24 protein-coding genes and 1 pseudogene are annotated in these 25,242 nt (G+C 70.1%); 8 read left to right on the top strand and 17 right to left on the bottom strand.

Annotation, left to right across the window (positions count from 1 at the left end):
• Window positions 1-9: 9 nt before the first annotated feature.
• The 3 genes from IPH07_34300 to IPH07_34310 all read left to right on the top strand — a co-directional run bounded on the left by IPH07_34300 (window position 10) and on the right by IPH07_34310 (window position 2,056).
• Window positions 10-636: a TetR/AcrR family transcriptional regulator gene (locus tag IPH07_34300; protein MBK6922513.1), complete on the top strand. Its 627-nt coding sequence runs from the start codon at window positions 10-12 to the stop codon at window positions 634-636.
• 1 nt (window position 637) lies between these two features.
• Window positions 638-1,315, top strand: a complete 678-nt coding sequence (locus IPH07_34305; GenBank protein ID MBK6922514.1) for an isoprenylcysteine carboxylmethyltransferase family protein — start codon at window positions 638-640, stop codon at window positions 1,313-1,315.
• Window positions 1,316-1,471: 156 nt separating this feature from the next.
• A complete protein-coding gene (locus IPH07_34310; GenBank protein MBK6922515.1) occupies window positions 1,472-2,056 on the top strand; it encodes a hypothetical protein in 585 nt (194 codons plus the stop codon).
• A gap of 75 nt (window positions 2,057-2,131) precedes the next feature.
• Here the strand turns inward: IPH07_34310 and IPH07_34315 are convergent, their stop codons facing one another.
• Both IPH07_34315 and IPH07_34320 read right to left on the bottom strand, forming a co-directional pair.
• Window positions 2,132-3,460: a di-heme enzyme gene (locus IPH07_34315; GenBank protein MBK6922516.1), complete on the bottom strand. Its 1,329-nt coding sequence runs from the start codon at window positions 3,458-3,460 to the stop codon at window positions 2,132-2,134.
• Entirely contained in the window at window positions 3,438-4,667 is a 1,230-nt protein-coding gene (locus IPH07_34320; protein MBK6922517.1) for a metallo-mystery pair system four-Cys motif protein, read from the bottom strand. The genes IPH07_34315 and IPH07_34320 overlap by 23 nt, the downstream gene beginning before the upstream one ends.
• 174 nt (window positions 4,668-4,841) lie before the next feature.
• Here IPH07_34320 and IPH07_34325 point away from each other — a divergent pair, with 174 nt between their 5' ends.
• The gene (locus IPH07_34325) at window positions 4,842-5,249 is read left to right on the top strand and encodes a DUF2269 family protein (protein MBK6922518.1); all 408 of its coding nucleotides are present in this window, start codon (window positions 4,842-4,844) and stop codon (window positions 5,247-5,249) included.
• Between the two features lie 134 nt (window positions 5,250-5,383).
• Here the strand turns inward: IPH07_34325 and IPH07_34330 are convergent, their stop codons facing one another.
• The 5 genes from IPH07_34330 to IPH07_34350 form a co-directional block, all read right to left on the bottom strand.
• On the bottom strand, window positions 5,384-6,199 hold the full coding sequence (locus IPH07_34330; GenBank protein MBK6922519.1) for a hypothetical protein: 816 nt from the start codon (window positions 6,197-6,199) through the stop codon (window positions 5,384-5,386).
• A 773-nt stretch (window positions 6,200-6,972) separates the two neighbouring features.
• The gene (locus tag IPH07_34335; protein MBK6922520.1) at window positions 6,973-7,386 is read right to left on the bottom strand and encodes a hypothetical protein; all 414 of its coding nucleotides are present in this window, start codon (window positions 7,384-7,386) and stop codon (window positions 6,973-6,975) included.
• 62 nt (window positions 7,387-7,448) lie between these two features.
• Window positions 7,449-7,814: an RtcB family protein gene (locus IPH07_34340; protein ID MBK6922521.1), complete on the bottom strand. Its 366-nt coding sequence runs from the start codon at window positions 7,812-7,814 to the stop codon at window positions 7,449-7,451.
• Between the two features lie 16 nt (window positions 7,815-7,830).
• Window positions 7,831-8,553, bottom strand: a complete 723-nt coding sequence (locus IPH07_34345; GenBank protein MBK6922522.1) for an NAD(P)H-binding protein — start codon at window positions 8,551-8,553, stop codon at window positions 7,831-7,833.
• 141 nt (window positions 8,554-8,694) lie between these two features.
• On the bottom strand, window positions 8,695-9,126 hold the full coding sequence (locus tag IPH07_34350; GenBank protein MBK6922523.1) for a hypothetical protein: 432 nt from the start codon (window positions 9,124-9,126) through the stop codon (window positions 8,695-8,697).
• 31 nt (window positions 9,127-9,157) lie between these two features.
• Between IPH07_34350 and IPH07_34355 the strand changes: the two genes are divergently transcribed.
• Complete coding sequence (locus IPH07_34355) at window positions 9,158-9,787, top strand: hypothetical protein (GenBank protein ID MBK6922524.1); 630 nt, start codon at window positions 9,158-9,160, stop codon at window positions 9,785-9,787.
• An 8-nt stretch (window positions 9,788-9,795) separates the two neighbouring features.
• On the opposite strand, the gene IPH07_34360 is transcribed toward IPH07_34355, so the two are convergent.
• The 7 genes from IPH07_34360 to IPH07_34390 form a co-directional block, all read right to left on the bottom strand.
• Window positions 9,796-10,269 carry a GNAT family N-acetyltransferase gene (locus IPH07_34360; protein ID MBK6922525.1) on the bottom strand — a complete coding sequence of 158 codons (474 nt, stop codon included), beginning with the start codon at window positions 10,267-10,269 and terminating at the stop codon, window positions 9,796-9,798.
• Window positions 10,270-10,314: 45 nt separating this feature from the next.
• On the bottom strand, window positions 10,315-11,394 hold the full coding sequence (locus tag IPH07_34365) for a hypothetical protein (GenBank protein MBK6922526.1): 1,080 nt from the start codon (window positions 11,392-11,394) through the stop codon (window positions 10,315-10,317).
• A gap of 102 nt (window positions 11,395-11,496) precedes the next feature.
• On the bottom strand, window positions 11,497-12,498 hold the full coding sequence (locus IPH07_34370; protein MBK6922527.1) for a YegS/Rv2252/BmrU family lipid kinase: 1,002 nt from the start codon (window positions 12,496-12,498) through the stop codon (window positions 11,497-11,499).
• Window positions 12,499-12,626: 128 nt separating this feature from the next.
• Complete coding sequence (locus IPH07_34375) at window positions 12,627-13,796, bottom strand: hypothetical protein (GenBank protein MBK6922528.1); 1,170 nt, start codon at window positions 13,794-13,796, stop codon at window positions 12,627-12,629.
• A 91-nt stretch (window positions 13,797-13,887) separates the two neighbouring features.
• Window positions 13,888-15,282 carry a cytochrome ubiquinol oxidase subunit I gene (locus IPH07_34380; protein MBK6922529.1) on the bottom strand — a complete coding sequence of 465 codons (1,395 nt, stop codon included), beginning with the start codon at window positions 15,280-15,282 and terminating at the stop codon, window positions 13,888-13,890.
• A 61-nt stretch (window positions 15,283-15,343) separates the two neighbouring features.
• Complete coding sequence (locus IPH07_34385; GenBank protein ID MBK6922530.1) at window positions 15,344-16,408, bottom strand: N(4)-(beta-N-acetylglucosaminyl)-L-asparaginase; 1,065 nt, start codon at window positions 16,406-16,408, stop codon at window positions 15,344-15,346.
• Window positions 16,409-16,439: 31 nt separating this feature from the next.
• Window positions 16,440-19,355: a serine/threonine protein kinase gene (locus IPH07_34390; GenBank protein MBK6922531.1), complete on the bottom strand. Its 2,916-nt coding sequence runs from the start codon at window positions 19,353-19,355 to the stop codon at window positions 16,440-16,442.
• A gap of 274 nt (window positions 19,356-19,629) precedes the next feature.
• On the opposite strand from IPH07_34390, the pseudogene IPH07_34395 reads away from it, so the two are divergent.
• The 3 genes and pseudogenes from IPH07_34395 (at window position 19,630) to IPH07_34405 (ending at window position 22,459) form a co-directional block, all read left to right on the top strand.
• Window positions 19,630-20,184: pseudogene (locus IPH07_34395) on the top strand (VOC family protein).
• Between the two features lie 24 nt (window positions 20,185-20,208).
• The gene (locus IPH07_34400; GenBank protein ID MBK6922532.1) at window positions 20,209-20,832 is read left to right on the top strand and encodes a VOC family protein; all 624 of its coding nucleotides are present in this window, start codon (window positions 20,209-20,211) and stop codon (window positions 20,830-20,832) included.
• 169 nt (window positions 20,833-21,001) lie between these two features.
• On the top strand, window positions 21,002-22,459 hold the full coding sequence (locus tag IPH07_34405; GenBank protein ID MBK6922533.1) for a hypothetical protein: 1,458 nt from the start codon (window positions 21,002-21,004) through the stop codon (window positions 22,457-22,459).
• Between the two features lie 160 nt (window positions 22,460-22,619).
• On the opposite strand, the gene IPH07_34410 is transcribed toward IPH07_34405, so the two are convergent.
• The 3 genes from IPH07_34410 to IPH07_34420 are packed head-to-tail and all read right to left on the bottom strand — an operon-like array spanning window position 22,620 to window position 25,241.
• Entirely contained in the window at window positions 22,620-23,240 is a 621-nt protein-coding gene (locus IPH07_34410; protein MBK6922534.1) for a hypothetical protein, read from the bottom strand.
• Window positions 23,237-23,836, bottom strand: a complete 600-nt coding sequence (locus IPH07_34415) for a hypothetical protein (GenBank protein MBK6922535.1) — start codon at window positions 23,834-23,836, stop codon at window positions 23,237-23,239. Before IPH07_34415 ends, IPH07_34410 begins: the two co-directional genes overlap by 4 nt.
• Before the next feature lie 13 nt (window positions 23,837-23,849).
• A complete protein-coding gene (locus tag IPH07_34420; protein ID MBK6922536.1) occupies window positions 23,850-25,241 on the bottom strand; it encodes a hypothetical protein in 1,392 nt (463 codons plus the stop codon).
• Window position 25,242 lies beyond the last annotated feature (1 nt).

Consider the following 25,242-nt stretch of genomic DNA (forward strand, 5'->3'; position numbering starts at 1 on the left):
CCACCGAACATGCCCCGACCGCGCTTCCACAAGCTTCCCCCCGAGCAGCAGCAAGAGATCGTGCGCGCAGCCCTCACAGAATTCTCCGAGCACGGCTTCAACGCCGCGTCGTTGAACCGCATCATCGACGCGGCCGGCATCTCCAAGGGGTCGATGTACTACTACTTCGACGGCAAGGAGGACCTCTACGGCCACGTGGTCCGCGTCGAGCTCGGGCGGCTCTTCGAGGCCTCCGGTCCGTTCCCGGTGCCCTCCGCCCGCGATGCCGCCAGCTTCTGGGCCACGCTCACGGAGTACTACGGCCGCATCATGGGCGCGCTCATGGCCTCGCCGGCCCTCGCCGCGCTCGCCCGTGGCTGGCTCGCGGCGTCGGCCAGCCCCGCGCTGCAGCAGGTCCAACGCGAGATGGAGTCGGCCGTGCTGCCGTGGTTCGAGCGGGTGCTGACCGCCGGCCAGCGCGCCCGTGCCGTCCGCAAGGACATCCCGACCAGCCTCGCGATCGCGATCGTGTTCGGCATGGGCCAGGCCATGGACACCTGGCTGCTCACGCAGGAGCTCGACGCCAAGTCGCTGCGAAAGTACGGCCCGATCTTGATCGGCATGTTCCGACGAACCCTGTCACCCGAGGAGCCCTGAGATGGACATGTACGGCCACAAGCACTCGAGCCTGCCGCAGAAGACGGTGATCGTCGCGATCGAGCTGGTGCTCCTCGGGATCGCAGGCCTCGTGCTGTTCGGCCCGCTGGGCGCCAGCTTCCGCGCGTTCGGTGATTCGCCCCACCTCGGTCGCAACCTGACGCTGCTGGTCTTCGACATCGTGGTGTTCGCGCGCTACCTCGCGACGATGTTCGTGTTCGTCGAGCGGCGGATCCCCTGGGACGAGGCATTCTCGATCCCGCTCGCGTTCGCGCTCTACCTGGTCGGCTTCCCCTTGCTCGCGAAGCCGGCGTCGACGGGCTTCGGTGCGCTCGAGCTGCTCGGGATCGGCCTGTTCGTCGGCGGATCGTTCATCAACACCTACGCCGAGTACCAGCGACGCCGCTTCAAGCGACGGCCACAGAACGCCGGCCAGCTCTACACGGGTGGATTGTTCGCCATCACGATGCACCCGAACTATTTCGGCGACCTGCTGTGGGTCGCCGGCTTCGCCTGCGTCACCCACAACGCCTTTGCCTGGCTCATCCCCGCGTTCCTGCTGGGATTCTTCTACTTCTACAACATCCCCAAGCTCGACGCCTACCTGCGCAGTCACTACGGCGCGGCGTTCACCGCCTACGCGCAGCGAACGAAGCGGCTGGTGCCGTTCGTGCTCTGACGGTGCTCTGCTTGGGTGATCCGTCACCTGTCGCCGCGGGCACCGTGTCACCGACCTCGACGAGGTTCTACGGGTGTGGCGAGTGACGGCGGTGCGAGGCACCTCGCCATCGACTCGTCGCTTGCCTCCGTCCTGATCTCCCGGCATCGTCGAGCGGTGGTTCGCACCTTCGCGTTGCTCGGCATCCTCATCGCCGCATGCGACCGCTCCGAGCCGTCGCCGGCCGGCCACGACCCCGCGTCGACGCCGACGGCCGACGAGCCGTGCGCGCGGGACGAGGACTGTGTGTTCGCGAGCGGCTGCTGCACCGGCTGCTCGTTCTTCAGTGGCCGCACCGCGAGCGCGCGCATGAGATCCGCGAGCGAACAGGCCAGCGAAGATCGCAAGTGCTGGCTGCGCGGATGGTTCGAGGACTGCCCGCATGTCGACTGCGCCTCGCCGCCGCCGTGTCGCCTCGATCTCGGCCCGGCGTGCGTGGAGGGCCGTTGCCGACCCCGCGCGACCGGGGTCGTGGGCGACGCCAACGATCGCTGTCGGGCCGACGCCTGCGGCGAGCCACCGGCGTTCACCGGCTCCGACTGCGATGACTTCGCCCAGGCGGCGTACGAGCGCTGCGCGTGCCTCGACGGCGGCGGCCCCTGCCCGCCGGAGATCTGGCGCGGCCTGTGTGCGGACGCCAGCCGCTGCGTGGGAGACTCGCCAGGCGTCGCGGTGACGCGCGCGACCGCCGACTGCCCGTGATCGATGACGCCACGACCATGTGTGCGACGCCGCGGCGGGTGCGGGACGCCGCCCACGCGGCGAATGGTCGCTCGTTCACTCCTCGAACGGGTTCGCGAACGCGGGGTCGAGGAGGAACTCGTCGTCGGTCATCGACTCGAGGAATGCGATGACGGCGTCGATCTCTTCGTCGGTCGCGGGGAATCCGCGCACCAGCCCCGACTTGAGCGGGCTGACCCGACCATCGCCGGCGTACGGGCCCGTCTCGGTCACGGTGCCACCCGCGGCGTAGTGGTCGAGCACGTCGCGGAGCGTCGCCTTGCTGCCGTCGTGCATGTACGGCCCGGTCACCGCGATGTTGCGCAGCGACGGGGGCCGGAACAACCCGCGATGGTCTGGATCGAAGGTCACCTCGAAGAGGCCCTGATCGTACGGCGGATAGCTGCCGTCGCCACCGACGTTGTAGAGCCCGTTGTTGAAGAACGGATACTGGATCGACCCCGGGTCGGAGTCCGCGTCGCGGTACGACGTGGTGAGGTTGATGCCATTGTGGCAGTGGAAGCACTCGAAGCGCTCGCCGAAGAACAGCGTCATGCCCTGGCGCTGCTGCTCGGTCAGCGCGTCGTGGTCACCGGCCACGAAGCGATCGTAGGGGCTGCGACCCGGGATCATCGTGCGACAGAAGCTCGCGAGCGCGAACACGATCTTGTTGACGGTCGCGCCCGACTCGCTCTCGGGGAACGCGGCCGCGAACATCGCTGCGTACATCGGATCGTCGTCGAAGCGCGCGAGCACCTCGGCCTCGTTGCCATCGTTGATCCCCAGCTCGACCGGATTGTCGTTGCGTAGCGGCACCTGCAGCTGGTCCTCGAGCTCGAGCAGCACGTTGCTCGCCCACGTGAACGTCGTGCGATACGCGACCATGCCGAGCGCCTGGCTGTTGCGCTCGAGCACAGTACCGGTCGAGCCGCTCGGCGTCGTCTCGGGGTCTGCAAATCCCAGCTCTTGGAAGTGGCAGTCGGCGCACGACTGCTCGAGGTTTCCCGACAGGCGACGGTCGTAGAACAGATGCCGCCCGAGCTCGATCTTCTCGGCCGTGAGCGGATTGAACTCGGGAATGTAGGGGGTCTCGAGGTGATCCGGCAGCCGCAGCAGCTCGCGAACGGGATCGACCGGGACGCCGCCGCTCGACGAATCGGCGGCGCCCGTGTCGGTCGGCACACCCGTGTCGTCGCTGCTGCCGCTCGTGCTCGTGCTCGTGCTCGTTCCGGTGCCCGTGCTGCCGCCGCTGCTGCTGCTCGCACTGGCGTGCTCACCCGCGCCGCTGGGCGACGAGCATCCGATCGACGCGCACAGCGCGAGCGCAAGCGACGTTGCCGCCCGCGCCCGCGGCCGCTCTGCCTCACTGGGCAGCGAACACCGCATCTTGATCCGCCGCCGAAACGCCATCGTCGATGTCGACGCCGAACGAGGCAAAGATGGTCCCACAGTGCGGCTGCATCGGCGACGAGTGACACTCGACGCCGGGCCCCTCGCCGATGATTTCGAACGTCTTGGGGTCATAGATCGGCGCGAGGAAGTCCACCCCCTCGAGCGCGCGCCCGAGGTCGACCGCGACCACACCGGTCGCGAGATCGAACCCGTCGAGGTCGACCTTCGGTGTGTTCAAGAATCCGCACGCGTCTTGGTTCTCGAGCGCGAGCTCGCCATCCCCCGCGCAATCGGTGCTCCCGATGTGCAGGTAGCCGCCGCCCGCGACCGCCTCGGGGTCCTCCACGGAGAAGTTGAACACGAAGTGGCGGTAGCCGGTCGCCCACGACCAGTACATCTCGCCCAGCGGCGACGGAGCCGCCTCCGCGCTCGTGGTGTTGATGAGATCCTTCATCACGGCCTGCGGCACACCGACGTCGAAGCTGATCCGCGTCACGTCCGCGACCTGCGTCATGCCGGTGATCACGTCGTTCTCGCGCGCGGTGCCTTCGGCGAAGGCAATCGCGGAGGCTTCGCAATCGCCTTCGGTGTTGCTGGTGAGATCGATGAGCGAGACCTGTCCGGCATCACTCGTGTACTGGAAGTCGTTGACGTCGAGCTCGACGGTCACCTCGCTGCCGTCGGCGGCGTACATGTGCAGGTTGCTGATGTAGAACCGCAGATCCGCTGGGCTCGCGGTGTGCTCGCCGTCGGGGCCGAGCCCGGTGATCGTGCTGCCGCAACCGACCTCTTCGCCGTTGGCGACCGCCGCGAACCGCAGGCTGAACGGCGCGAGCGCCTCGCCGGTCGTGCTTCCGCCGGAGCTGTCGAGCCCGGTCGGGTCGGTATCGCTCGTCGCCGTGGTGGCGCTGGTGGTGGTGGCGGTCGGGTCTGTCGTGGTCGTCGATGCGGTGGTCGCCGAGGTGCTCGACATCGTCGGATCGCCGGTCGAGCCGTCGGCGTTCGTCGAAGTCTCCGCGTCGTCGCCACCGCAAGCGCCGAGGACCGCAGCAAACAAAAGGGTGGGCGCGAGTGTCCGGCAGTCCATCGTCATGTGTCGCGACGCTAGCCAGGCCGACCGCGCGCCGCCAGCGAGAATGGGGGGGCGCGAAAATTCGCCACATGCCTGGTGCCGCGTAGGCTCGAGTCGCGCATTGGGCATCGCAGGTGTTCCGCGAGGTGTTCAAGACTTGGCCAGCGCCGCCGGAGGGTCGCGGTGGCTGCGATGCCGTCGCGAACAGCGATGCCTCCCGCGTGACAGATCCGCAACGGGCATTCTCCGCCGCGTGCGCTAACCTCGGCGGAGGTCCGCCTCCGACGGGCAGCGGGTAGGATCATGCGAAGGACCCTCAAGTTCCTGCACGAGGTCGGCAGCGCGGGGCTCATGGGCGCCGTCGCGGCCCAGGCAATCCTGTCGTTCGCCGCCGACGGTCGCGGGCCGCTCGAGTACGCGGCGATGCGCCACGCGATCTTGCTGGTCTCCCAGTGGCTGCTGGTCCCGTCCCTGCTGGTCGTGCTCGTCAGCGGGCTCGCCGCGATCGCAGCCCACCACCCGTTCCAGAACGCCGGCTGGGCGTGGATGAAGCCGCCACCACCTTGCTGGTGCTCGAGGGCACGCTGGTCGCCCTGTCGGGCCCCGCACAGGGGGCCGCGGTGGTCTCGGCCCGGATCGCCGCCGGTGAACCGGCCGACGCCGAGGAGCTCGCCGACTTCGTCCGTCACGAGCGCGGCGGCCTCGCGATGATCGCGTTGCTGTCGATCGTCAACATCGCGCTGGCGGTGTGGCGCCCTCGATTCAAGCGAAGGACGCCGCCGCCGCCGGAGTGAGTCCGTCGTCGATCGCGGCGCAGCTTGGTCTCGACCCGAAGGTGCCGTGCCTCAGCCGGCGGGACAGCTCGGCGCACGCAGAACTTCGACGGCTGCGGTGGCGCGATCGATGACAGCGAGGCTGCCGGTCGGCGCGTCCAGCCGAACGACGACGATCGACCCCTCCGGCTGCCAGCCGACCAGCGATGCGTGCCGCTCGCGGGGCGAATCGAACCACAGAGCGTCGAGCGAGTAGCGGGCGATCTCCGTGCCCGTCGACACGTCGAGCACGAGCAAGGTGTCGAGGCGATCGACCAGGAAAGCCCAGTGATCGCCGCCGAGCCACGCAGGCTCCGTCGCAATTCCACCTCGAGGCTCGTCGATGACGCTCGTGAGCCGGTTGCCGTGTCGGTCGTAGAGCCAGCTCCGCACGCCGGGCTCGTCGCAGCCCTCGAGCAACACGTACAACGTATCGCCCAGCCAAACGTGGCTCGCGCAGCGCAACTGCGGGTCGTCGAGCTCGAATGCGGCGACTCGTCGGTGATCCCGGTACGCCCAGATCTCCGCGCTCGCGGGGCCGCTCTCGAAGGTGTTGGTGACGGCGAGAACGCTGCGTTGCGCGGTGCTGGTGACGTGGCGGTCGAGCACGCCACTGCGCGGAACGCCGACGCGCAGCACGAAGCCCAAGTCGTTGGAGACCACGCCATCGAGGTCGATGCGGTCGATCCACTCTTGCGGTGTCGCGGGGCGGACGGTGGCGAACGCCGCTTCTGGCACGCGCGCGTCGGTACGCTGGTACTGCTTGTCGGCGAGGTCGACGAGTACGAGCACGGGCGAGATGCCGTAGTTGAACTCCAGCCCGAGCTGCCCGTCGACGATTCTCCCCATTGCGACGGACTGCGCCTCGGGAACACAGTCGCCGCTCGCCGCTTCGGACCTCGCGGACGCGGAAGACCGCGGGGCGACGGGCTCCCCGGGGCGCACCGGTGCGACGTCGACGGGAGAGGCCCTGCGCTCGGTGCTTCCAACTCGACAGCCCGCGCCGACCAAGAGCGCGATCGACAACGCCGCCCTGAGTGTCCGAGAACGCAGGTGCATCCACGCCGCAACGTCCCGGCTCATCGCCGGCGAGCGTAGCCGTCTTGCTCCGCGGGTTCCACCGACGCCAGGGAAGCCGGATCGGCTCATTGCGGGTACCCGGCGCTCAGAGTCTGCATGTCGTGCCAGACCCGCGACGCGAAGCGGAGCTCACGGGATGTGCGGCACCGTGAAGCATGTCCCGAATCCCGCACGGCGTGCTGGCCTCAGGTCTGACATGAGGACGAACGCGCCCGCGCCTGGGGTGGTGTCGGCGAGCACGCACTCGGATACGCTGCGGCCCCATGATTCGCACGGGTTCTCCGGGCTGGCTTGCGTCGGTGACATTCGGCGCGCTCGCATGCGCTGCTCGTCCAGCCGGCATCCCCAACGGTGCGCCGCACCTCGCACGCTCGAATGCGGGCTTCGACGCCGAGCAGCAGTTGAACCGGGCCCGAGGTCCGCTCGAGCTCCAGGCACCACCCCAGGGCTGGTGGGAAGCCGAGCACGCGTGCCCCGCGGGCACGACGTTGCTCGTACAGGGGAGCGACTACGATCCGGCGCACCCCGAGACCGCAAGCGACTTACCGCGCATCGGGTGTGTGCGGCCGGATGGCACACAACACGGGCCATCGACGATCTTCGCTCGCAACGGTGTCGCGATCCAGCAGGGCCACTACCGCAACGGGCGCCAGCACGGCACGTGGGAGGAGCACAGCGCCACGGAGCCCGACGACGGCGGACGCGAGTACTGGGATGACGGAGTCGGGATCGGAACGTGGTCGAGCACGTTCGGCGGCAGAGAGCGGTTGCTCGAGCATCGCGGACCCGGCGAGATCCATCGAACGATCCGTGAAGAAGGCGCCGTCGTCGAGCAGGGCCTGCTGGTCGATGGCCTGCGTCAGGGCCCGTGGACGATCACCACCGATGGTGTCACGCGCGAGGTCGAGTTCGTCGATGGACGGGCAGCCGGCGCATCCGCGTTGATCGCCGTGCAAGCATGCGACGACTTTCTCCGCCGCATCTCCGTTTGCTTGGAGAGCAAGTCGGGCGCCGAGCGCTACGAGCTATCCTCGCTCCTCATCTTGCTCGTCGACCTCTGGGAAGACTTCGGCCTCGAGGTCTCTCCAGGAAGGAGCGAGCCGCTGTGTGTCGTCAACGTGCGCAACACGCAGGACACACTCGCGGCGCACGGCTGCGAGTGACCGTCGTCGGTGACACGGGGAGCGAGTGCTGTCGTTCGGCGACACCCGCTCCCCATGTGCATCGTCACGCCCCCCTTGAACGCGAGCAACGGCCGCAGCCGTCGCACCGCGCGGGTCAGCTCCCGCTGCGCGCGCATCACCGCGCCGATGTCCTTGTACGCATCGGGGGCTTCCTCGACCAGCCGTGGCGCGACCCGGTGGTCGAACCACACGCCCTGCATCGATCGATGCAGCGATCTAGCCGGCGATGAGCGCCATCATCTCGGGGTAGTGATACGTCGCGCTCGCGGCCGGATGGCGCTTGGCGGTGGCGACCATCGCCTTGGCGATCTGCTGCACCGTGATCGATTTGTACTTGGCCGGCGTCACGAACGAGAGCAGCGGCAGGGTCTTCTCGAGCAGCCACGGCGTGTGCTGCGAGCCGATGATCATGGCCGGCCGGAACACGCTGACGATCGCAGGGCCACCGGCGCGCACCGCCTCCTCGGCCTCGCCCTTCACACGGCTGTAGCGCGCCATGCCGGCGGCACCGCTGCCGGTCGACTTGGCGGTGGGGTCGGCACCGGCGGCGCTCATGAATGCCAGGTGCTGCACCTTGCCGGAGTCGCGCAGCGCGCGGGCGAAGGCCTCGTTGAGCACGACATCGATCGCGCGGTGCTCGTCGAGGCTCAGCTTCGACGTGCCCGCACCGACGCCGAGCACACTGAACCCTTCGGCCTCGCCATCGATCACCTTCAACGCGTCCAGCGTTGCGGCCGCGAGCGACGCGGCGCTCATCTCCGGCACCAACACCTCGACCAGCCGTCGATCGCGGGCCTGTGCCATCGCGACGGCCTCGGGCAGCGATCGACGCGACAGCGTGATCACCGTGGCGAAGTCGTCGGCGAAGACCTCTTGCAAGAGCGCGGCGCCGACCGAGCCGGAGCCGCCCAAGACGATCGCTGTGCGTGGGCTGGGCATCGCGTGGGGATGGTACGCCGGCTTGGCTGCGTCCGGGGCCGCCGGCCGACACTCGAAACGTCATCGGTCGGATCCCTCATCGGCCTGCGCCAGGGCTCATGGCAACCAGCGCTGGCATCTGCCGTGCGGCGCGCGATCGCTTCACCGCGGCCAGCCGACGAACCACGCCTCGCCGCTCACCCGCTCCCACGTGAGCGTGAAGCCGCCGGCGGTCACCTCCCACTCCGACCAGCCAGCGGTATGCATGCCGGCGAAGCGATAGCTCGTGACCGCGTCGGCACTGACTTGTCTGGCCTCGACGATCTCGCCGGACAGCGGCGCTGCGGCATCAGCATGCGCGACCCAGGCCTGCGCGGCATCGTCGAACAGGCGCGCGCGCTCGCCAGCGACGTCGCGCAGCAGCAGCACGCAAGGCTGCACGCACACCGCGGTCGGCTCGGGGTTGGCGGGGTGCTCGGCGCGCAGGTTGGCGTGGCCGAGTCGCAGCGAGATGCCGTCGCGGGTGCGCTCGATCGCGAGGATCGGCGCGTCGTGCAGGTCGAGCAGGTCGAAGCGCTCGGACGTGGACGGCATCTCGTCGTGGCGATGCTAGCATCCCGCCGACATGGAACGCCCGTCGGACGACGCCGCACGCACGATGCTCGGACTCCCCATGGCCTACGTGCTGCCCGCGACCGACGTGATGATCTCGGAGGCGCGCCGCATCGTCGAGACCAACCTCGCGCTCGCGCGCGAGCTCGGCCCGCTCCAGCTGCCATCGCCGATCTGGGAGCGCAAGGGCAGCCGCGCGGGCGTACGCCTGGTGACGCTGCCCGCCGCGTTCGCGCAGCGCTACTTCACCGGGGGTGGCGCGCTCGTGCTCGGTAAGGATCGCGTGCGGACCTTGGTCGCCGAGCTCATGCCATGGATGGCCGAGGATCCCGCCGGTGCCGCGGTCGCACTCGAGGACACGCTCGAGGTGTGGACCACCGACGGCGCGCCGCTGCGCGAGCTCGAGTCGCCCTACGGCGGCCACTACAAGTTGTTGTCGCTGATGCTCGCCGACTTCGCGCGCAAGGCCGATGCCGGCCTCGACACCCTCGACTGGATCGCGTCGCTGGGGCTTCCGGTGGAGGAGTTCCGCGACGACGACGATCCCGACGCCGACGCGATCCTCGAGCGCATGGAGGCCCGCGTCGACGCGATGTGGGCCACGGAGGACGCCTGGCTCGAGGCCGCCGCGCCGCGCCCCTAGAGCGTGCATCACAGCGCGCGCACGTAGCCGCGGGTGCAGCGGGCACCGCGGATCTGCGCATCGTCGCGGACGAAGCCGTGTCGCTCGTAGAACGCGATCGCGGCCGCCATGCCCTCGATGGTGTCGAGCACGATGCGCTCGCCGCCGCGGGCCTTCACCCACGCGACCGCCTCGTCGAGCAAGCGCTTGCCGACGCCCAGCCCGCGGGACGCGGCGCAGAGGTACATCTTGCGCAGCTCGAAGCTGCCCGGTGCGACCGGGAACACGCCGCAGGTGCCGACCAGCGTGCGTCGATCGCCCTCGACCTCGTGCGCCACCCAGAACGCACCCCCGTGATCGAGGTACGACGATGGCAGACCACGCACCGCCTCGTCGGTCTCGCTACCGACGCCGAAATCGAGTCCGAACTCGGCGAGCACCGCGGTCACGTGCGCGACGACCTCGGGCACATCCGCGGCTTCGACCACCCGCACGACGATCACGGACGCGAAGGTAGCACGCCGCGACGCGGCCGCGCCTCCGCGAGCTCAGTTTGCCGGCGGCAGCGGCGTGCCGTCGTCCCACACGTTCGCGATCCACTGATTGCCCGGCCGCGTCTCGTCGAAGTCGGTGATCGGAAAGTAGTATCCACACTGCCCGCCGCGCCCGCGCTGGAACACGTTCTCCTCGAACACGATGTTGTTGGCCTGGTCGCCGTAGGGCTTCGAGCCGTCGTCGCCGCTCGAGCCTCCGTACGCGCATGCACCCCCGGTGGTGGCCATGAACAAGTTGCGATGGATGGTGTTGTTCTGGATCGGCGCAAAGTCGCCGTAGCCCGTGAGATCGGCAGAGCAGCCGGCATCGGGCGGGAAGTCGGGCGCGTTGCAGAGGATCGAGTTGTGCTCGATCGTCGAGCCGTCGCCCATGCGCACCGCGGACTCGTGGGCGGTGCCGGTCGGATCGGGCGCCTGATCGTGGATCCACGAGTCGGTCACGCTGCACGCGAATTCGCACCACACGCCCCGCTTGCCGCCGTAGACGTCGACGCGCGTGGCGGTGAAGTCGCTCTTGCCGATGCCGCTGTCGTCGTCGGTGCCCTGCACGGGGCCCGCGTCGATCTCGCTGTCGGAGATCGCGAAGGAGTAGCCCATGCCGGGCGCCTCCACCAACACGCTGCCGTTGATCTTGGTGCGCGTGATCCGAACGTCGGCCGCACGGATGACGAGGGGATCACACGTCACCGACTTCGCATCGATCTCGGTGCCGTTCTGCGTGATCGTGCATTCGCCGTCATAGTCGGTGAGCGTCGTGCCCGCGGGGATGCCCGTGCGCGTCGCATCGGGCCAGCATCCGCCGAACGGGTCGGGGCCTCCCGGCGTGTTGGCGGGTGCGTCGCACGGCAGCGAAGCTCCACCGCTGTCGCCGCTGCTGCCTTCACCACCCTCGCTGGCGTCGCCCGAGCTGCCCGCGCCGGTGCTCCCGCCCTCGCTCCCACCGCCGCCGGAGGTGCCGCCGCTGGTCGCGGTGACCACCGCGCCGCCGGTGGTGTCGGCCTCGGTGCCGGTCGCCGGCCCGCTCGACGGGCAGCCGAGGATCAGCCATCCGAACCACACGGAGCGACGATGCACGTTCGACACCTCAGCACGCTATCACCCGTCCGCACGCGCCGTCGAGGAATCCCGTGCCGGGGCGCGCCCTCGACTGCGGACGAATGCAATCTCGGTCCGCCGTCACTGCGTCCCGCGATGGCCCGCGTCGCCGCGAACGGCGACTTCGAGATCCGGCAACCCATCGAGTGCGGCATCCACCGGGTCCGCCGCCACCGCCGACGGCGCGGGTGCGATGACCTTCAGCGCGCGTGGCAACGCCGTCAGCGTCACCGGCGTCTCGCCGAAGGGCTCGCCGTCGAGCAGGATCTGCTGCCGTGGATCCGTGCGAATCGTGACGGTCGACGACGCGAGCGAGCCGACGTTGTCGCGGTTCGCGGGCTCCCCCTCGAGCGCGCTGCGGTAGAGGTGCCACGTCGTGGCAACCGCCTCGCTGATGCCCTCGGCGGCGACGATGGTCGTGTCGAGCAGGCCGTCGTCGGGCACGAGGTGAGACGGGCCCTGGGCCATCATGGCGCGCGGCGGCGCAATGTTGGCCACGCCGACGCCGATCGATCGACAGCGAATCTCGTGTGCGTCCGACGTGATTTCGACGGCGAACGACGCGAGGCTCGCGAGCTGACGCAGCGCCGAGCCCACGTACGCGAGCACGCCCCAGTGTTGCTTCGACTCGACCGTCGCGGACGCGATGGTGTCGGCGTGGATGCCGATCATGCAGTGCAAGATCATCGTGCGCTTGCCGGCCTCGGCCTCCGCCACGCCGACGTCGATCGTGCGCGTCGGGGCCGACTCGAGCAGCGCGATCGCCTCGTGGAGATCGCCCGGAATGCCGAGCGCGACCGAGAACGAGTTCGACGTGCCCATCGGCAGCACGCCGAGCGCTGGTCCGTTCTCACCCAGGCCGAGCTCGAGCAGCGCAGCGGCCACCGCCGACACCGTGCCATCGCCGCCGGCCGCGACGATGCGATCGGGCTGCGATCGCAGGCAGTGCCGCGCGCGATCGACAGGGTCCTCGTCCTCGCCGAGCTCGCACACCGTCACGCCCTCGAGCTTGGCGCGCGCCTCGTCGAGCAGCTCTGCGGTCGCACGCGAAGCCCGCGGGTTCCACACCAAGATCGTCGTCACGCGGGCATGCTACCCGAGTCGACGACAAGCGCACGCAGGCGGCACGGCGCGCGAACCCGCCGGCGAGCGCGAGGCGTCGACGCCGTGACCGAGCCGACGACCAGACCGCGTGACCGAGCGCCCGCGTCTCACATGCAGCAGTAGGTGATCGCGTCGGTCGGCGCCACGCCGCCGACGAGCGATCCGCCCGACGGGGTGCAGCTGGCGTCTGGCTCGGGATAGTAGGTCGCGTGGCTCGCCGCGGGCTGGACGGCACACGTGCCGGGCGAGGCGTCACCGAGGTAGATCACGCCGCAGCCTTGGTTGTTGAGCTCGACGTACCCGCCGCAGCTTCCGGTCGGCGTGCCGCAGCTGCACGCGGTGCAGTCGCGATCATCGTCGAGGTCGCCATACGTGATCACCTGCTGCGACCACGGCCCGGGCGGACATGCGGCCTCGCCGGCGGCCCAGATGCACATCTGATGAGCATCGGGCGTGCTCGGCAGACAGCCGCCGCCGTCGCAGCCCTCGGCAATCGCCGCGCTGCAGCTGCGAACGTCGCGGCCCCAGGTGGGCGCGGGGATCGACTCGGTCGCCTCGGGGTCACAGCTCGCGCCGCCGATCTGCAGGCTCGGCGTGCTGATCGCGTAGGTGCCGGCGGCGTTGCTGACGAACGTGCACACGTTGGGCTGGAGCACGTCCGCGAGGCCTTGGCTCGCGGTGCACATCGCGTTGGTCTGCTGCACGGTCACCGCGCCGCAGCTCACGCCCACCGCGTCACCGCACTCGCAGCCGCACGTGGCGTTGCCGGGCGAGAGCTCCGCGTGTTGATCGCCGTGCACGAGCTGCGGGAAGTCGGCGGGACACGGGTCGGCGTCGGCGCCCTCGTTGATCACCACCGGTCCCTGCCAGCCGCCGGGCACATCGGGCGCACACTGGCCGGCGCACACCGGACCGCCGCTGTCGCCCGAGGTGTTGCCGTCGTCGCCGGACGAGGTCGACGGGCCGGTCGCGGTCGGGTCGGTCTCCGAAGCGGTGCTCGAGCCTCCCGTCGACCCGTCGGTGTCGGACGAGGCTCCCGTCGGATCGCCGGACGAGGCTCCCGTCGGGTCGCCGGACGAGGCTCCCGTCGGATCGCTGGTCGCCGTGTTGCCGGTGCCGGCGGTCGACGCCGTCGTCGATGCGGTCGTCGCCGAGCTCGAGGACTCGTCGCCCGAGGTCGGCGCGCCGACGGTGCTCTCGGCCGAGGTGCCGGTGGGATCGAAGCAGGCGGGAACGAGGGCGAGCAAGCCGGCACAGGCGATCGAGGCGCGTGACATGCCCCCGAAGACCGCGGCCGCGGCGGTTCTGATCACACCGCGGGGTGGGTTTTCGGCTTGCCGAGCGAACGGCCACGCGGGCGGCCGCCGGTCAGCGATCCCCATCCGCGAGCGATTCGCCGCCACGCCCCATCGCGACGTCGGCGGCGGCACGAACCATCGAGGTTGCCGCCGCGGGCTCGGGCGCGTGCGGTGCCTCCGTATCCTCGGGCATGTGCGGCCCGTGACGCACCTTCTCGTTCACCACCACCAGCCACAGGGCGAAGAGCGCCAGATAGATCACCGCGAACATCACCAGCGACACCATCACCTGGTCGGCATCCACGGCGACGGAGTTGGCATCGCGCGTCCGCAGCAGTCCGTACACCACCCACGGCTGGCGACCGACCTCGGCGGCGACCCAGCCGCCCTCGTTGGCGGCGTAAGGGCCGAGCACCGCGAGCACGAAGATCCACAACAGCCACCGCTGCTGCCACAGCACACCGCGCCACCACAGCACGCACGCCAGCGACGTGAGGCCGATGAACGCGGTGCCGAGCATCGCCATGACGTGGTACGCGAGAAACGGGATCACGACCGGCGGGCGCTCGTCCTCGGGCACGCGATCGAGCCCGGCGACCGGCGTGTCGAAATCCTCGTGGATGAGGAAGCTGAGCATGCCGGGGATCGCGATGCCACCGCGGACCCGCTGTGCGTCGACATCGGGCCAGCCGACGAGGTACATCGGCGCACCGCCTTCGCCGGTCACGAAGTGGCCCTCGAAGGCGGCGAGCTTCGCGGGCTGGTGGCGCGCGACCATGTTGGCCTGTGCGTGCCCGGACACCAGCTCGCCCCACGACGCCAGCGTGGCGATGACGAGCCCGATCGCGAAGCTGCGCCGGGCGAAGCCGACGTGGCGCCCCCGCAGCAGGTACCACGCGCTGATGCTCATCACGAAGAAGCCACCCAGGATGAACGCGCCCAGCAGCACGTGATTGAGCCGGTGCACGGTCGAGGGGTTGAAGACCATCGCCCAGAAGTCGGTCACCTCGACGCGCGCGGCGCCATCGTGCACCACGAGGCGGTGCCCGGCCGGCGTCTGCTGCCACGAGTTGGCGATGATGATCCACACCGCGGAGAACGTGCTGCCGAGGAACACCATCACGGTCGCGAAGAAGTGCATGCGCCGCGACACGCGGTCCCAGCCGAACACCAGCACCGCGAGGAAGCCCGACTCGAGGAAGAACGCGAAGATGCCCTCGGCCGCCAGCGCCGAGCCGAACACATCGCCGACGAAGCGCGAGTAGGTGGCCCAGTTGGTGCCGAACTGGAACTCCATCACGATGCCGCTGGCGACCCCGACCGCGAAATTGACGGCGAAGATGCGGGTCCAGAAGCGAGCCATCGCCTCGTATGCGGCGTCGCCGGTGCGCAGCGCAAAGCCCTCGATCACGACCATCACCAGCCCCAAGCCGATCGAGAGCGGCGGGAACAGGTAGTGGAACATGATCGTGAACGCGAACTGGATCCGCGACAGCAGGACGACGTCGAGATCCACCGCGATCACCTCACTTGTCGAACAGACCGTCGAGGTCCTCGCGCCGCGCACCCTTGGCGTCGCAGACCGCGAACTGGCCCCCGGGATAGAGCGCCGCGCCGCCGTAGCGACCGCCGCGATCGACCGCGTAGAAGTTGACGTTGAAGTCGGGCCGCCCATCCGCGCGCAGCAATCGCTTGGCGCGGGTGGTCTCGACGATGCGCTTGCATGCGGCCATGCACGCGTCCTTGGGGTGCTTGCCCGCGCGGATGAACTCGACCACCGTGTGACTGCCGGCGCTGACGATGTTGGCCTCGCCACGCCCGGTGCTGCCGGCCGCGCCGACGAGGTTGTCGACGAACAGACCCGCGCCGATGAGCGGCGAGTCGCCGACGCGACCGGGGATCTTGAATGCGAGCCCGCTGGTGGTGGTGACACCGCCGAGGTCGCCGTTGCGATCGACGCCGCAGCAGTTGATGGTGCCGGTGATGCCGAAGTGCGCCTTGACATCGGCGGGCACGTCCTTGCCGGTCTTGGGCAGCCAGTCGTCGCGATCGGACAGCGTCGACTTCCAGTACAGCCAGATCTCGCGCGCCTCGGGCGTGAGCAACTCCTGCTCGACGAAGCCGTGGGCGTTGGCGAACGCGCGCGCGCCCTCGCCCGACAGCAGCACGTGATCGGTGTAGCGCAGCACCGCCAGTGCGACCTGGCTGGGGTTCTTGATCCGTCGCAGCGAGCACACCGCGCCCGCCAGACCGCTCGGTCCATCCATGACCGAGGCGTCGAGCTCGACCTCGCCGTCTTCGTTGGGCAGGCCGCCGAGGCCGACGCTGTGATCGTTGGGATCGTCCTCCACCAGTGTCACGCCCTTCACCACCGCGTCGACCACCGGTGCACCGTCGAGGATCGCCTTCATCGCGGTCTCGACGCAGGCGGGATGACCGTTGGCGGAGGCGACCACGACCGGGTGCTTGGGCTTGCGCAGCACCGCCGGCGCGGCCGCACTGGCGCCGCGGCTGGGCGGCGCCATCAGGCAGCCGGAGCCGAGCACCATCGACGATCGGAGCAGGAAACCGCGGCGTCGCAATCGGGGCATGGACACCCGCGAGCGTGCCAGAAAATCCGGGCTAGCCGTCGGCCAGCGAGAGATCGCCGCCGCGCTCGCGCAGCCACGCCTCGTAGGTCGCGAGCCGCGTGGTGTCCTGGATGCCGCTGTCGCGCCAGGTGACGAGGGCCTTGCGGCCGAGCTGCAGCGCGCGCGTTCGCTCCGCCGGACCCGAGCTGCTCGCGGCCCACAGCGCCTGCGCGAGCACGAAGTAGCCGGTCGAAAGCTCACCGGGATCGAACGACACCCCCTCGCGCAGTCCGACGCCGCGCTCGGCCATCGCGACCGCCTCCTCGAAGCGCTCGAGCTCGATCAACGCACGAGCTTTGTCGAGGCACTCGAAGGCCAGCCCGGGATGATCGGGGCCGAGCGCCTTGGTCTTGATCTCGAGCGAGCGATCATAGCGCGCGATCGCGGCTTCGTAGTCGCCCATGTCCAGCAACACATTGCCGGCGTTGGAGTTGGGCACCGCGACCTTGGGGTGGTCGGCGCCGAAGCGCAGTGTGTAGATGCGGATGGCCTCGGCGTAGTGCGCCAGGGCAGTCGGCCCATCGTGCTCGGCGTTGGCGACGGTGCCGAGGTGGTTGTGTGCGATCGCCACGTGGACGTGATCGGGGCCGAGCCGGTGCTCGAAGATCTGCAGCGCGCGCTGGCCATGCTCCCGTGCCGCAGCCAGCTCGTTGTTGGCGTACTCGAGCACGCCGAGGTTGAGCAAGATCTCGCCCACGCCCTTCGAATCACGGCCGAGACTCTCCTCGCGGATCGACAACGCGCGCAGATACAACGCGCGAGCCTTCTCGCCCTCACCGAGCTTCTCGGCATCGCGCGCGACGCTCATCATGTCGGTCGAGGTCTGCACGTGCGCATCGCCGTAGGCCCGCACCGCGAGGTCGTAGGCGTGCTGGTGGGCGTCGAGGGCCTCGCGATAGCGACCGAGGTCGTACAGCGTGTTGCCGTAGTTGCCGTACAACACCAGCAGGGCCGGCGCGGATGCGCCCGCGCTCTCGCCGAGCGCGATCGCAGCCTGGTGATGTGCGACGGCTTCGTCGAGCTTGCCGGCCTCGGCGTAGACCGCTCCGAGCACGGTCTCCAGGCGACGCTGCAAGAAGGCGTCGCCGCCCATCGCCGCCAGCTCGAGCTCGGCGGCCAGCTGCATCGCGAGCGCCTCTTGGGGTCGCGAGAGCGCATCTCCGACCACGAAGATGAGCTCGATCCATGCCTCGGCGGCACCTTCGTGCGCACCGACCGGCGCGAGCTCGGACAATGCGGCGCGCAGCGTGGTCTCGGCGAGCACCGACTCGCCAGCGCGGTTCTGCAGCTGCCCCTTCACCTTCAGGATGCGTCCGCGCAGCTCGGGCACCGCGACGCCGTCGATCGCCGCGAGCGCGAGGTCGGCCGCCGTGATGCCCGCGAGGTAGCGGCCGGCGATGTTGCGGGCATCCGCGACCGCGAGCTGACGTCGGCCCTCCTCGACCGCAGCGAGCGCGTCTGCATCGAGATCGGCGAAACTCGGCCCCCGCGGATCGATGCAGCGATCGACCGAGGGCAAGCCCAGCACCATGGTTTCGAGGCGCTGGAGCATCACGTCGTCGACGCTCCCGAGCTCAGCAAGCACCGCGTCGAGGCCGTCGCGATCGTCCTGCAGGCAACGCATGCGCGCATCCATGCGCTCGCCCGACTGCTGCCCACGCACCAGCGTGGCGGTGCAGGTCTCGACGTACATCTCGCGCCAGGCGGCGACGTGCGCGTCGATGTTGGGCGCCATCGTGGACCAGCGCGAGCCGGCGCCCGGCACCGAGAGGGTGCCGAATGCCTGCGCGATGGTCTCGGACCGCCCCTCGTTCCACACCGACTCGATCTCCGCCGCACCGCGCTCGCACTTGCGGGTGCCGGGATCGAACATCAACTGCACCGAGGCCGCGGTGACGGCCGCGGCGACCACCAACCCACCGGCGACGACGCCCCGACGCACCCGCGCGGGATCGTGCTCGAGGATCGCGAGCAACGCCTGCATCGAGGGGTGCCGCTGGCTGCGATCGACCCGCAGGCCGCGGAGCACGGCCTGGCGAATGCGCCACGGCACCCCAGTGCGCGACGCCGGCTCACGCACGCGCCCCGAGACCACCGCCTCCCCGAGGTCGTGCACGGTGGTGCCCTCGAACGGCCGCTCGCCGAACAACGCCTCGTAGAGCGCGACGCAGAAGCTGAACTGATCGGTCCACGGCCCGGTCGCGCGATCGCCCGCCTGTGGGAACTGCTCGGGCGCCATGTAGCGCGGCGTGCCGGCGAACGCGACGGTGTCCTCGATCGACGCGGCGTCCCGCAGCGTCTCGCCGCGATCGCTGCTGTCACGCGCGAGACCGAAGTCGGTCACGAGCACGCGCGTGACCGCGTCGGTGGCGTCGAGCGTGAGCAGCACGTTCTCGGGCTTGAAGTCGCGGTGCACGAGCCCGACCTCGTGGGCCGCGACCAGCCCGCGACCCGCCCGTGCGAACACCGAGAGCACCTGCCGCCAGCTCCGGGGCGCAGCCGCCAGCCATGCCTTGATGGTGGGCCCTGCGATGAACTCCATCGCGATGAACGTGCGCTCGTCGAACTCACCGACGTCGTGCACCGCGACCACGTTGGGGTGGGTCAGCCGTGCCATGGCCTGCGCCTCGCGGAGCATGCGGATGCGACCCTGGGTGTCTTCCGATCGCGCGCGCGACAGCAGCTTGAGCGCGACCCGACGATCGAGCTGGGGATCGTAGGCGGCGTAGACGACACCCATGCCACCCACGCCGATGCGCTGCAGCACCACGTAGCGCGACACGATGGTGCCGCGCGCGAGCGCATCGGGATCGGCGAGCACCGCCGACGTCGGCCCATCGATCGTCGGCTCCGCGCTGGGGGGCAGCAGCGTCGGCTGGTCGGCGAGGTCGATGGGCAACGCGGTCATCGGGCGCAATGGACGGGCTCGAACGGCCCCCCGGGAGGGCGACGCAGCGCCCCGCCGGTACCCGATCGAATGGCCAGTCTATCAGTCGCCCCCACCGACGTCGGCGGCCCGGCCGCTCGTGGGGGCCCTGGCCGTCGACCTGCTCCGCACGCTCGCCACCCCCATCACGACCACGAAATCGCCAACCATCGACACCCCTGCGGGGTCCGGCCTACCCTCGCGCGCCGAGGCCGCGGCGACGCACGTCCCTTCCCACGGCAGAAGAGGTTCGACCATGCTTGCGAAGTTTCTGACGCGCTCTGTTTTCTCGTGCATCGGGCTCACGCTCGTTGCGTCCGGTTGTGAAAAGCAGCAGACCACCCCGCCGCCCAGCGATCCGGTCGCGACCGCGCCGGCCAAGCCACCGGCGAAGCCGATCCCCGATGGCTTCTTCACGCTGACGCCGCAGCTGACCGTCAACGATGTCGACGCCGCGATCGCGTTCTACACCACCGCGCTCGGCGCCCAGAAGCTGTTCACACTGCCCGGCGCCGACGGCAAGACGATGCACGGCGAGATCAAGATCGGCGACTCGATCGTGATGATCGACGCCGAGAACCCGCAGGGCAAGTCGCCGCTGACGCTCGGCGGCACGCCGGCGACGCTGATGGTCTATGTCGAGAAGGTCGACGAGACCTACGCGGCCGCGCTCGCAGCCGGCGCGAAGCAGGAGCAGCCGGTGCAGGATCAGTTCTGGGGCGATCGCTACGGCGAGCTCAGCGATCCGTTCGGACACCGCTGGGCGCTCGCGACCCACGTCGAGGACCTGACGCCCGAGCAGATGCAGCAGCGCAGCGCCCTGGTGATGGCCGAGATGGCGCCGCCGGCCAAGGGCAAGAAGAAGAAGAAGGCCAAGAAGGGCGCGCCGCCGGTGTGGAAGGCGGTCGCAGGCACGCCCGCGACGCAAGCCGTGCCCGCGCCGTACCACACCGTGACCGTGGCCTACACCCTCGACAACGCTGCGGCCGCGATCGAGTTCTACAAGACCGCCCTGGGTGCACAGGAGCGCGATCGCATGGCGATGCCCGACGGTCGCATCATGCACGCCGAGATCTCCATCGGTGACTCGTTCCTCATGCTCTCCGACGAGATGCCGGGCATGTCGAAGTCGGCCAAGACCCTCGCGGGCTCGCCGGTGGCGCTGATGCTCTACACGCCCGACGTCGACGCCGCGATGACGACCGCGACCGGTGCCGGTGGCACCGCGGTGATGCCGGTCAGCGACATGTTCTGGGGCGATCGCTACGGCGCGATCGTGGATGTCGCGGGCTACCTGTGGGGCATCGCCACGCACAAGGAAGACCTGACGCCCGAGGAGATCGCCGAGCGGGCCAAGGCAGCGATGCCGCCGGCCGCAGCCGAGACCGCGCCCGCGCCCGCGCCCGCGGCTGCGCCCGCCGGGGCCGAGACCGCCGCCGCGCCGACGCCCGCGAGCTGAGCCCTCGCGAACTGTTCGCACGACGCCCGTGCAACTTGCCCAAGGCCCGCGTGATCCCGAGTCGATCGCGCGGGCCTTCGCGCGTGGCAGCGGAGCACGATCGCAGGAAGATCGCGTGCGGACTCCGTACCCGTGATTCGGGGCACACCGGTTGCAGTCCAGTGCGTCCATGCGGAAGCGATCGATCATGGAGACCCTGTGGTGCGCATGCCTGGGACTCGTCGCGGCGGCCGGCTGCAGCGCGGCGAGCTTGCAAGGCGACGACCACGGCGGCGCGTGCCGATCGCCGGCAGGCTGCGTCGGTGACGACGCCGGCACCAGCGGTGCGAGCGGCTGGGATCCCGCCGACGACAGCAGCGACGGCAGTGGAGCCGCAACCGGCGGCGACGAGGCGACCTCGTCCGAGCCACCACGAGGGCCGCAGCTGCCGTGCGACGTCGCGGCCGCGCTGTCGCGGGCGTGCGGCGAGTGCCACGGCGACACGCCGGCCTACGGCGCCCCGATGTCGCTGGTGGACTTCGATGACCTGCACGTGCCCGCGCCGACCGACCCCACCCGCTCGGTGTTCGATCTCGTCGGCGAGCGCATCACCGCCGACACGAAGATGATGCCACCCGACGACGACATCACCGACGCCGAGCGGGCCGCGTTGTTGTCGTGGATCGAGGCCGGCGCACCGGCAGATCCCGACGCCCAGTGCGGCGATCTCCCGCCGCCCGACGATGGCCCCGACGTCGGCCCCGAGGCGCTGCCGTGCGAGACCAACTTCGAGGTGCGTGCACACGCGCCCGGCGGCCAGGGTGGCTTCCAGGTGCCAGCGCAGGGCGCCGACGATCTCTACCAGTGCTTCGCCTTCAAGGCGCCGTTCACCGAGCCTCGGCAGGCGGTCGCGTGGGCCCCGATCATCGACGACGAGCGCGTCGTGCACCACTGGATCCTCTACCGCACGCCGTCACCGCAGGAGGACGGCGGTGTGTTCCCCTGCGATGTCTCGCTGCAGGTCTCGGCGGAGTTCGTCGCGGGCTGGGCCCCCGGTGGTGGCAACGTGCTGATGCCCGAGGGCGTCGGCCTCGAGCTCGGCGATCCCAACGACTGGTACGTGCTGCAGGTCCACTACCACAACACCGCGCACCACCAGGACGCCGTCGACGCCAGCGGCGTGGCCTTCTGCATGCCGGACGAGCCGCGCCCGCAGACCGCCGGCGTGCTCACCCTCGGCACCACGAGTCTGAACATCCCCGCCGGCGCGGTTGCCCACGAGGAGACCGGCAACTGTGGCGGGCTGCTGACGCTGTTCTGGCCCGGCGACCTGCACATCATCGGGAGCTCACCGCACATGCACGAGCTCGGCCGTGGCTTCCACACCGAGCTGGTGCGCGCCGGCGGCGTCACCGAGGTCGTCACGGACGTGCCGGTGTTCAACTTCGAGAGCCAGGGCATGTACTTCAACACGCCCGAGATCGTGGTGCACCCCGGCGAGTCCCTGCGCACTACCTGCGTCTTCGACAACCCCGGCGCCGAGATGGTGCACTTCGGTGAAGGCACCACCGACGAGATGTGCTTCAACTTCGTGCTCGCCTACCCCATCCAGCAGCTCAACAATCGCAACTGCGGGATCGTGTTCTAGTACCTCGACACAGCGATAGTGATGGGTCAGAACGCCGTCATGGCCGCGACTCCGCAAGGCGCCGTGCCGCCGGAATACCGGGCGTATTTCAAGGTGCGGCAACGCAGCGAGGCGCGGTCAGGGCGGTGTTATGGCCCGTCACTATCGCTGTGTCGAGGTACTAGCCGGGTGCGGTGTTGCGGCGCAGCGGCTCGGGCAGCCACGCGTCGAGCATGCTGTGCGGCGGATCGCCCAGCGGTGTCAGCAGCAACGGGGTCCGTCGCGTCGCGATCGGCGAGGCCAGTGTGGTCTCGCCGAGCGCGAGCTCGATCCGCTTGGCGGCGCCGGCGACCAGCTCGGCGCCGCTGGGCAGCCGCGCCGGGCGACCACGCACCGCCAGCACACACTCGATCGCCACGATGATCCGCGAGCGCTCCGAGACGGGCCACGCGCTGGGATCGTGCTCGCCCCACGGCACGAGCGCGTCCTCGATGAGCGGCAGTCGTCGCGTGACCTCCAGCTGCAGTGACTCGCCCGGTGGCAGAGCGCAGGCGGTCGGCCACACCGGCATCGCCGTCGCCGCGGCCCACGGCGCGGGCCGAAAGCGCCCTGCGCCCACGACGATGCAATCGTCGCCACCGTGCTGGCAGTGCCACCAAGCCCGAGTGCCGGTGGGATCGAGCAGCATGGGATGGATCGGCGCACGCGTGTCGTTGCGCAGCACGATCGCGAGTTCGAGGCGATCACCGCGCACACGTGCGTCGACCCGGAGCGGCACCGAGGTTGCGACGACGATCGTCATGGACTCCGCGACCGCAGTCGACGCAGCTCAACCGGCAAGAGATGATCGACGGTGCTCATGATCCCGCGCGGCAGCGGATCGGGAAGCACCGCGCGCGCGATCGTGCTGGGCGCGGGCAGCTCGGCCCACGCCCACGCGGCGATCACCGGCTCGACCAGCCCGATGCCATGGCTGTCGGTGCGCGCGTCGTGGGTGGCCGCGACCGCAGCGACCGGCACGACCTGCACGCCGGCCAGCACCCGCAACACCGGCACGCGCTCGACTTCGAGGGCGGCGGCGCGGGCGATGGCGGTCTCGGTGAGGCGACGCCCGAGCGAGAGCGTGCGCTGCCAGCCGCGCTCGGGATCGATGCGTTCGCCGCGGGGCAGGATCGGCGCCGCCGACAGCAAGCCGTCCGGCACGCGCACCTGACCGAACCACACCAGGGCGCCATCGTTGCCGATCGACTGCACCACCGGACGCGCGCGGGGGCCTTGGCAGTCGCGAACCAACGCGAAGCAGCTGTCCTCGATCCGCAGCCGCAGGCTCAGCCGCAGCTCGCCGCGATCGATCGCGATCGCAGCGTCGAGTCGGTGGCGAGGGCTGGCTGCGTTCATGGCTCGCGCTCGCTCACGGGAACGGCGACGTATAGGTGGTGCGGGTCGGCAGGCCGGTCTCGGTGCGGTAGCTGTTCTCGGCGGCGACCGTCGAGTACTCCTCGTGGTTCACCCACCGGCTGTCCCAGCCATGCTCGGAGTTGGTCGCGAGCTGGCGACTCGCACCCTCGGAGTGGTTCGCCGCGTGGTTCATCTCGTGGAAGAGAATCGCGTCCGAGCTGGTGCCCGGCGCGGGATGGGCGTGGCCGCCGGCGGCCCACGGATTGGCGGGGTGGTTGGCCCAGTTCGAGGGCATGTGCTCGACGGTGGTCGGCGCCCCCGGCATGCGCAGGCCCGTCGGCGTGTCCATGAACGCGTCCCAGTTGCCGTGATGATCGGCGACGGCGTTGAGCGGGCCGTTCGCGCCGTGGTACGGCACGATCGTCACCGGCTTGCCCGCGCGTTCGATCCGCTCGAGCGCCTCGCGACCGGCCCGCGTCCGCGCCATGCGTTCGAGATCGCGGGTGACGTCGTCGGCCCAGCCGGTCGGCGCACCGTGGGGGCTCACGTGCACGTGCTGCAAGTTGCGCACGTAGCGAGCCGCGGTCAGGCGCCGGAACACCGAGCCGCCCACGCGGAACAACGCCTTGAAGCCCTGGGCGATCGCGAGGCTGAACAGCGACGGGAACGGGATACCGCCGACCACCACGTTCGCCGAGCCCGGGCCGACCGTGGTGCCGATCATCGGCCCCATCGGCGGATCGCTGGGCTTCGGCGACGAGAAGGTGCAGTGCTTGGTGATGTCGACCGCGAGCCGAGCCGCGCGCGCGCCCTCGATCCACACCGACGACGAGCCCAGGAAGATCTCGAACATCGGGAAGTAGCCACCGCACCAGATGCCGAGGCCCATGTCGCCGCAGCGGGCGGCCGCGCGAGCGTTGACCATGACCGTCGAAGCGCCCGAGAGGATCGGAATCGGGATGATCGGGCCCATGCTCGGCAGCGGGATCGGCACGGGATTGGGCGGCGTCAGGTTGGGCGGGTGGTTGTGCGCGTGGGGTAGCCCGACGTCGAGGTCCCACATGCGCAACGCCGGGAACGCAGGGAACGCAGGCAGGCCGAGCGCGTCGGCGATCTGGCCCATGGTCTGGGTGATCGCCATCTCGACGTGGATCGCCGCCTGCACGCCCGCGGCCAGGGTCGCGAGCACACCACCACCACCGCCGGCGTGACCATCGGCGCCCGCCGGGCCACCGGCCTCGCCGCCGCCGGAATCGGCGTGGCCCGACGCGCGGCCGGCCGCAGCGACCGTGACCCCGCCGGCACCCGATCGACCGGCGTTGACCGTCGCGCGCTCGCCCCACTGCGAGTACAGCTCGGCGGCACGCGAGAAGCGGATGTTCGACAGATGATCGAGCACGCCCATG

This window comes from Deltaproteobacteria bacterium, assembly GCA_016709225.1.
GTDB lineage: Bacteria > Myxococcota_A > Polyangia > Nannocystales > Nannocystaceae > Xiheibacterium > Xiheibacterium phototrophicum.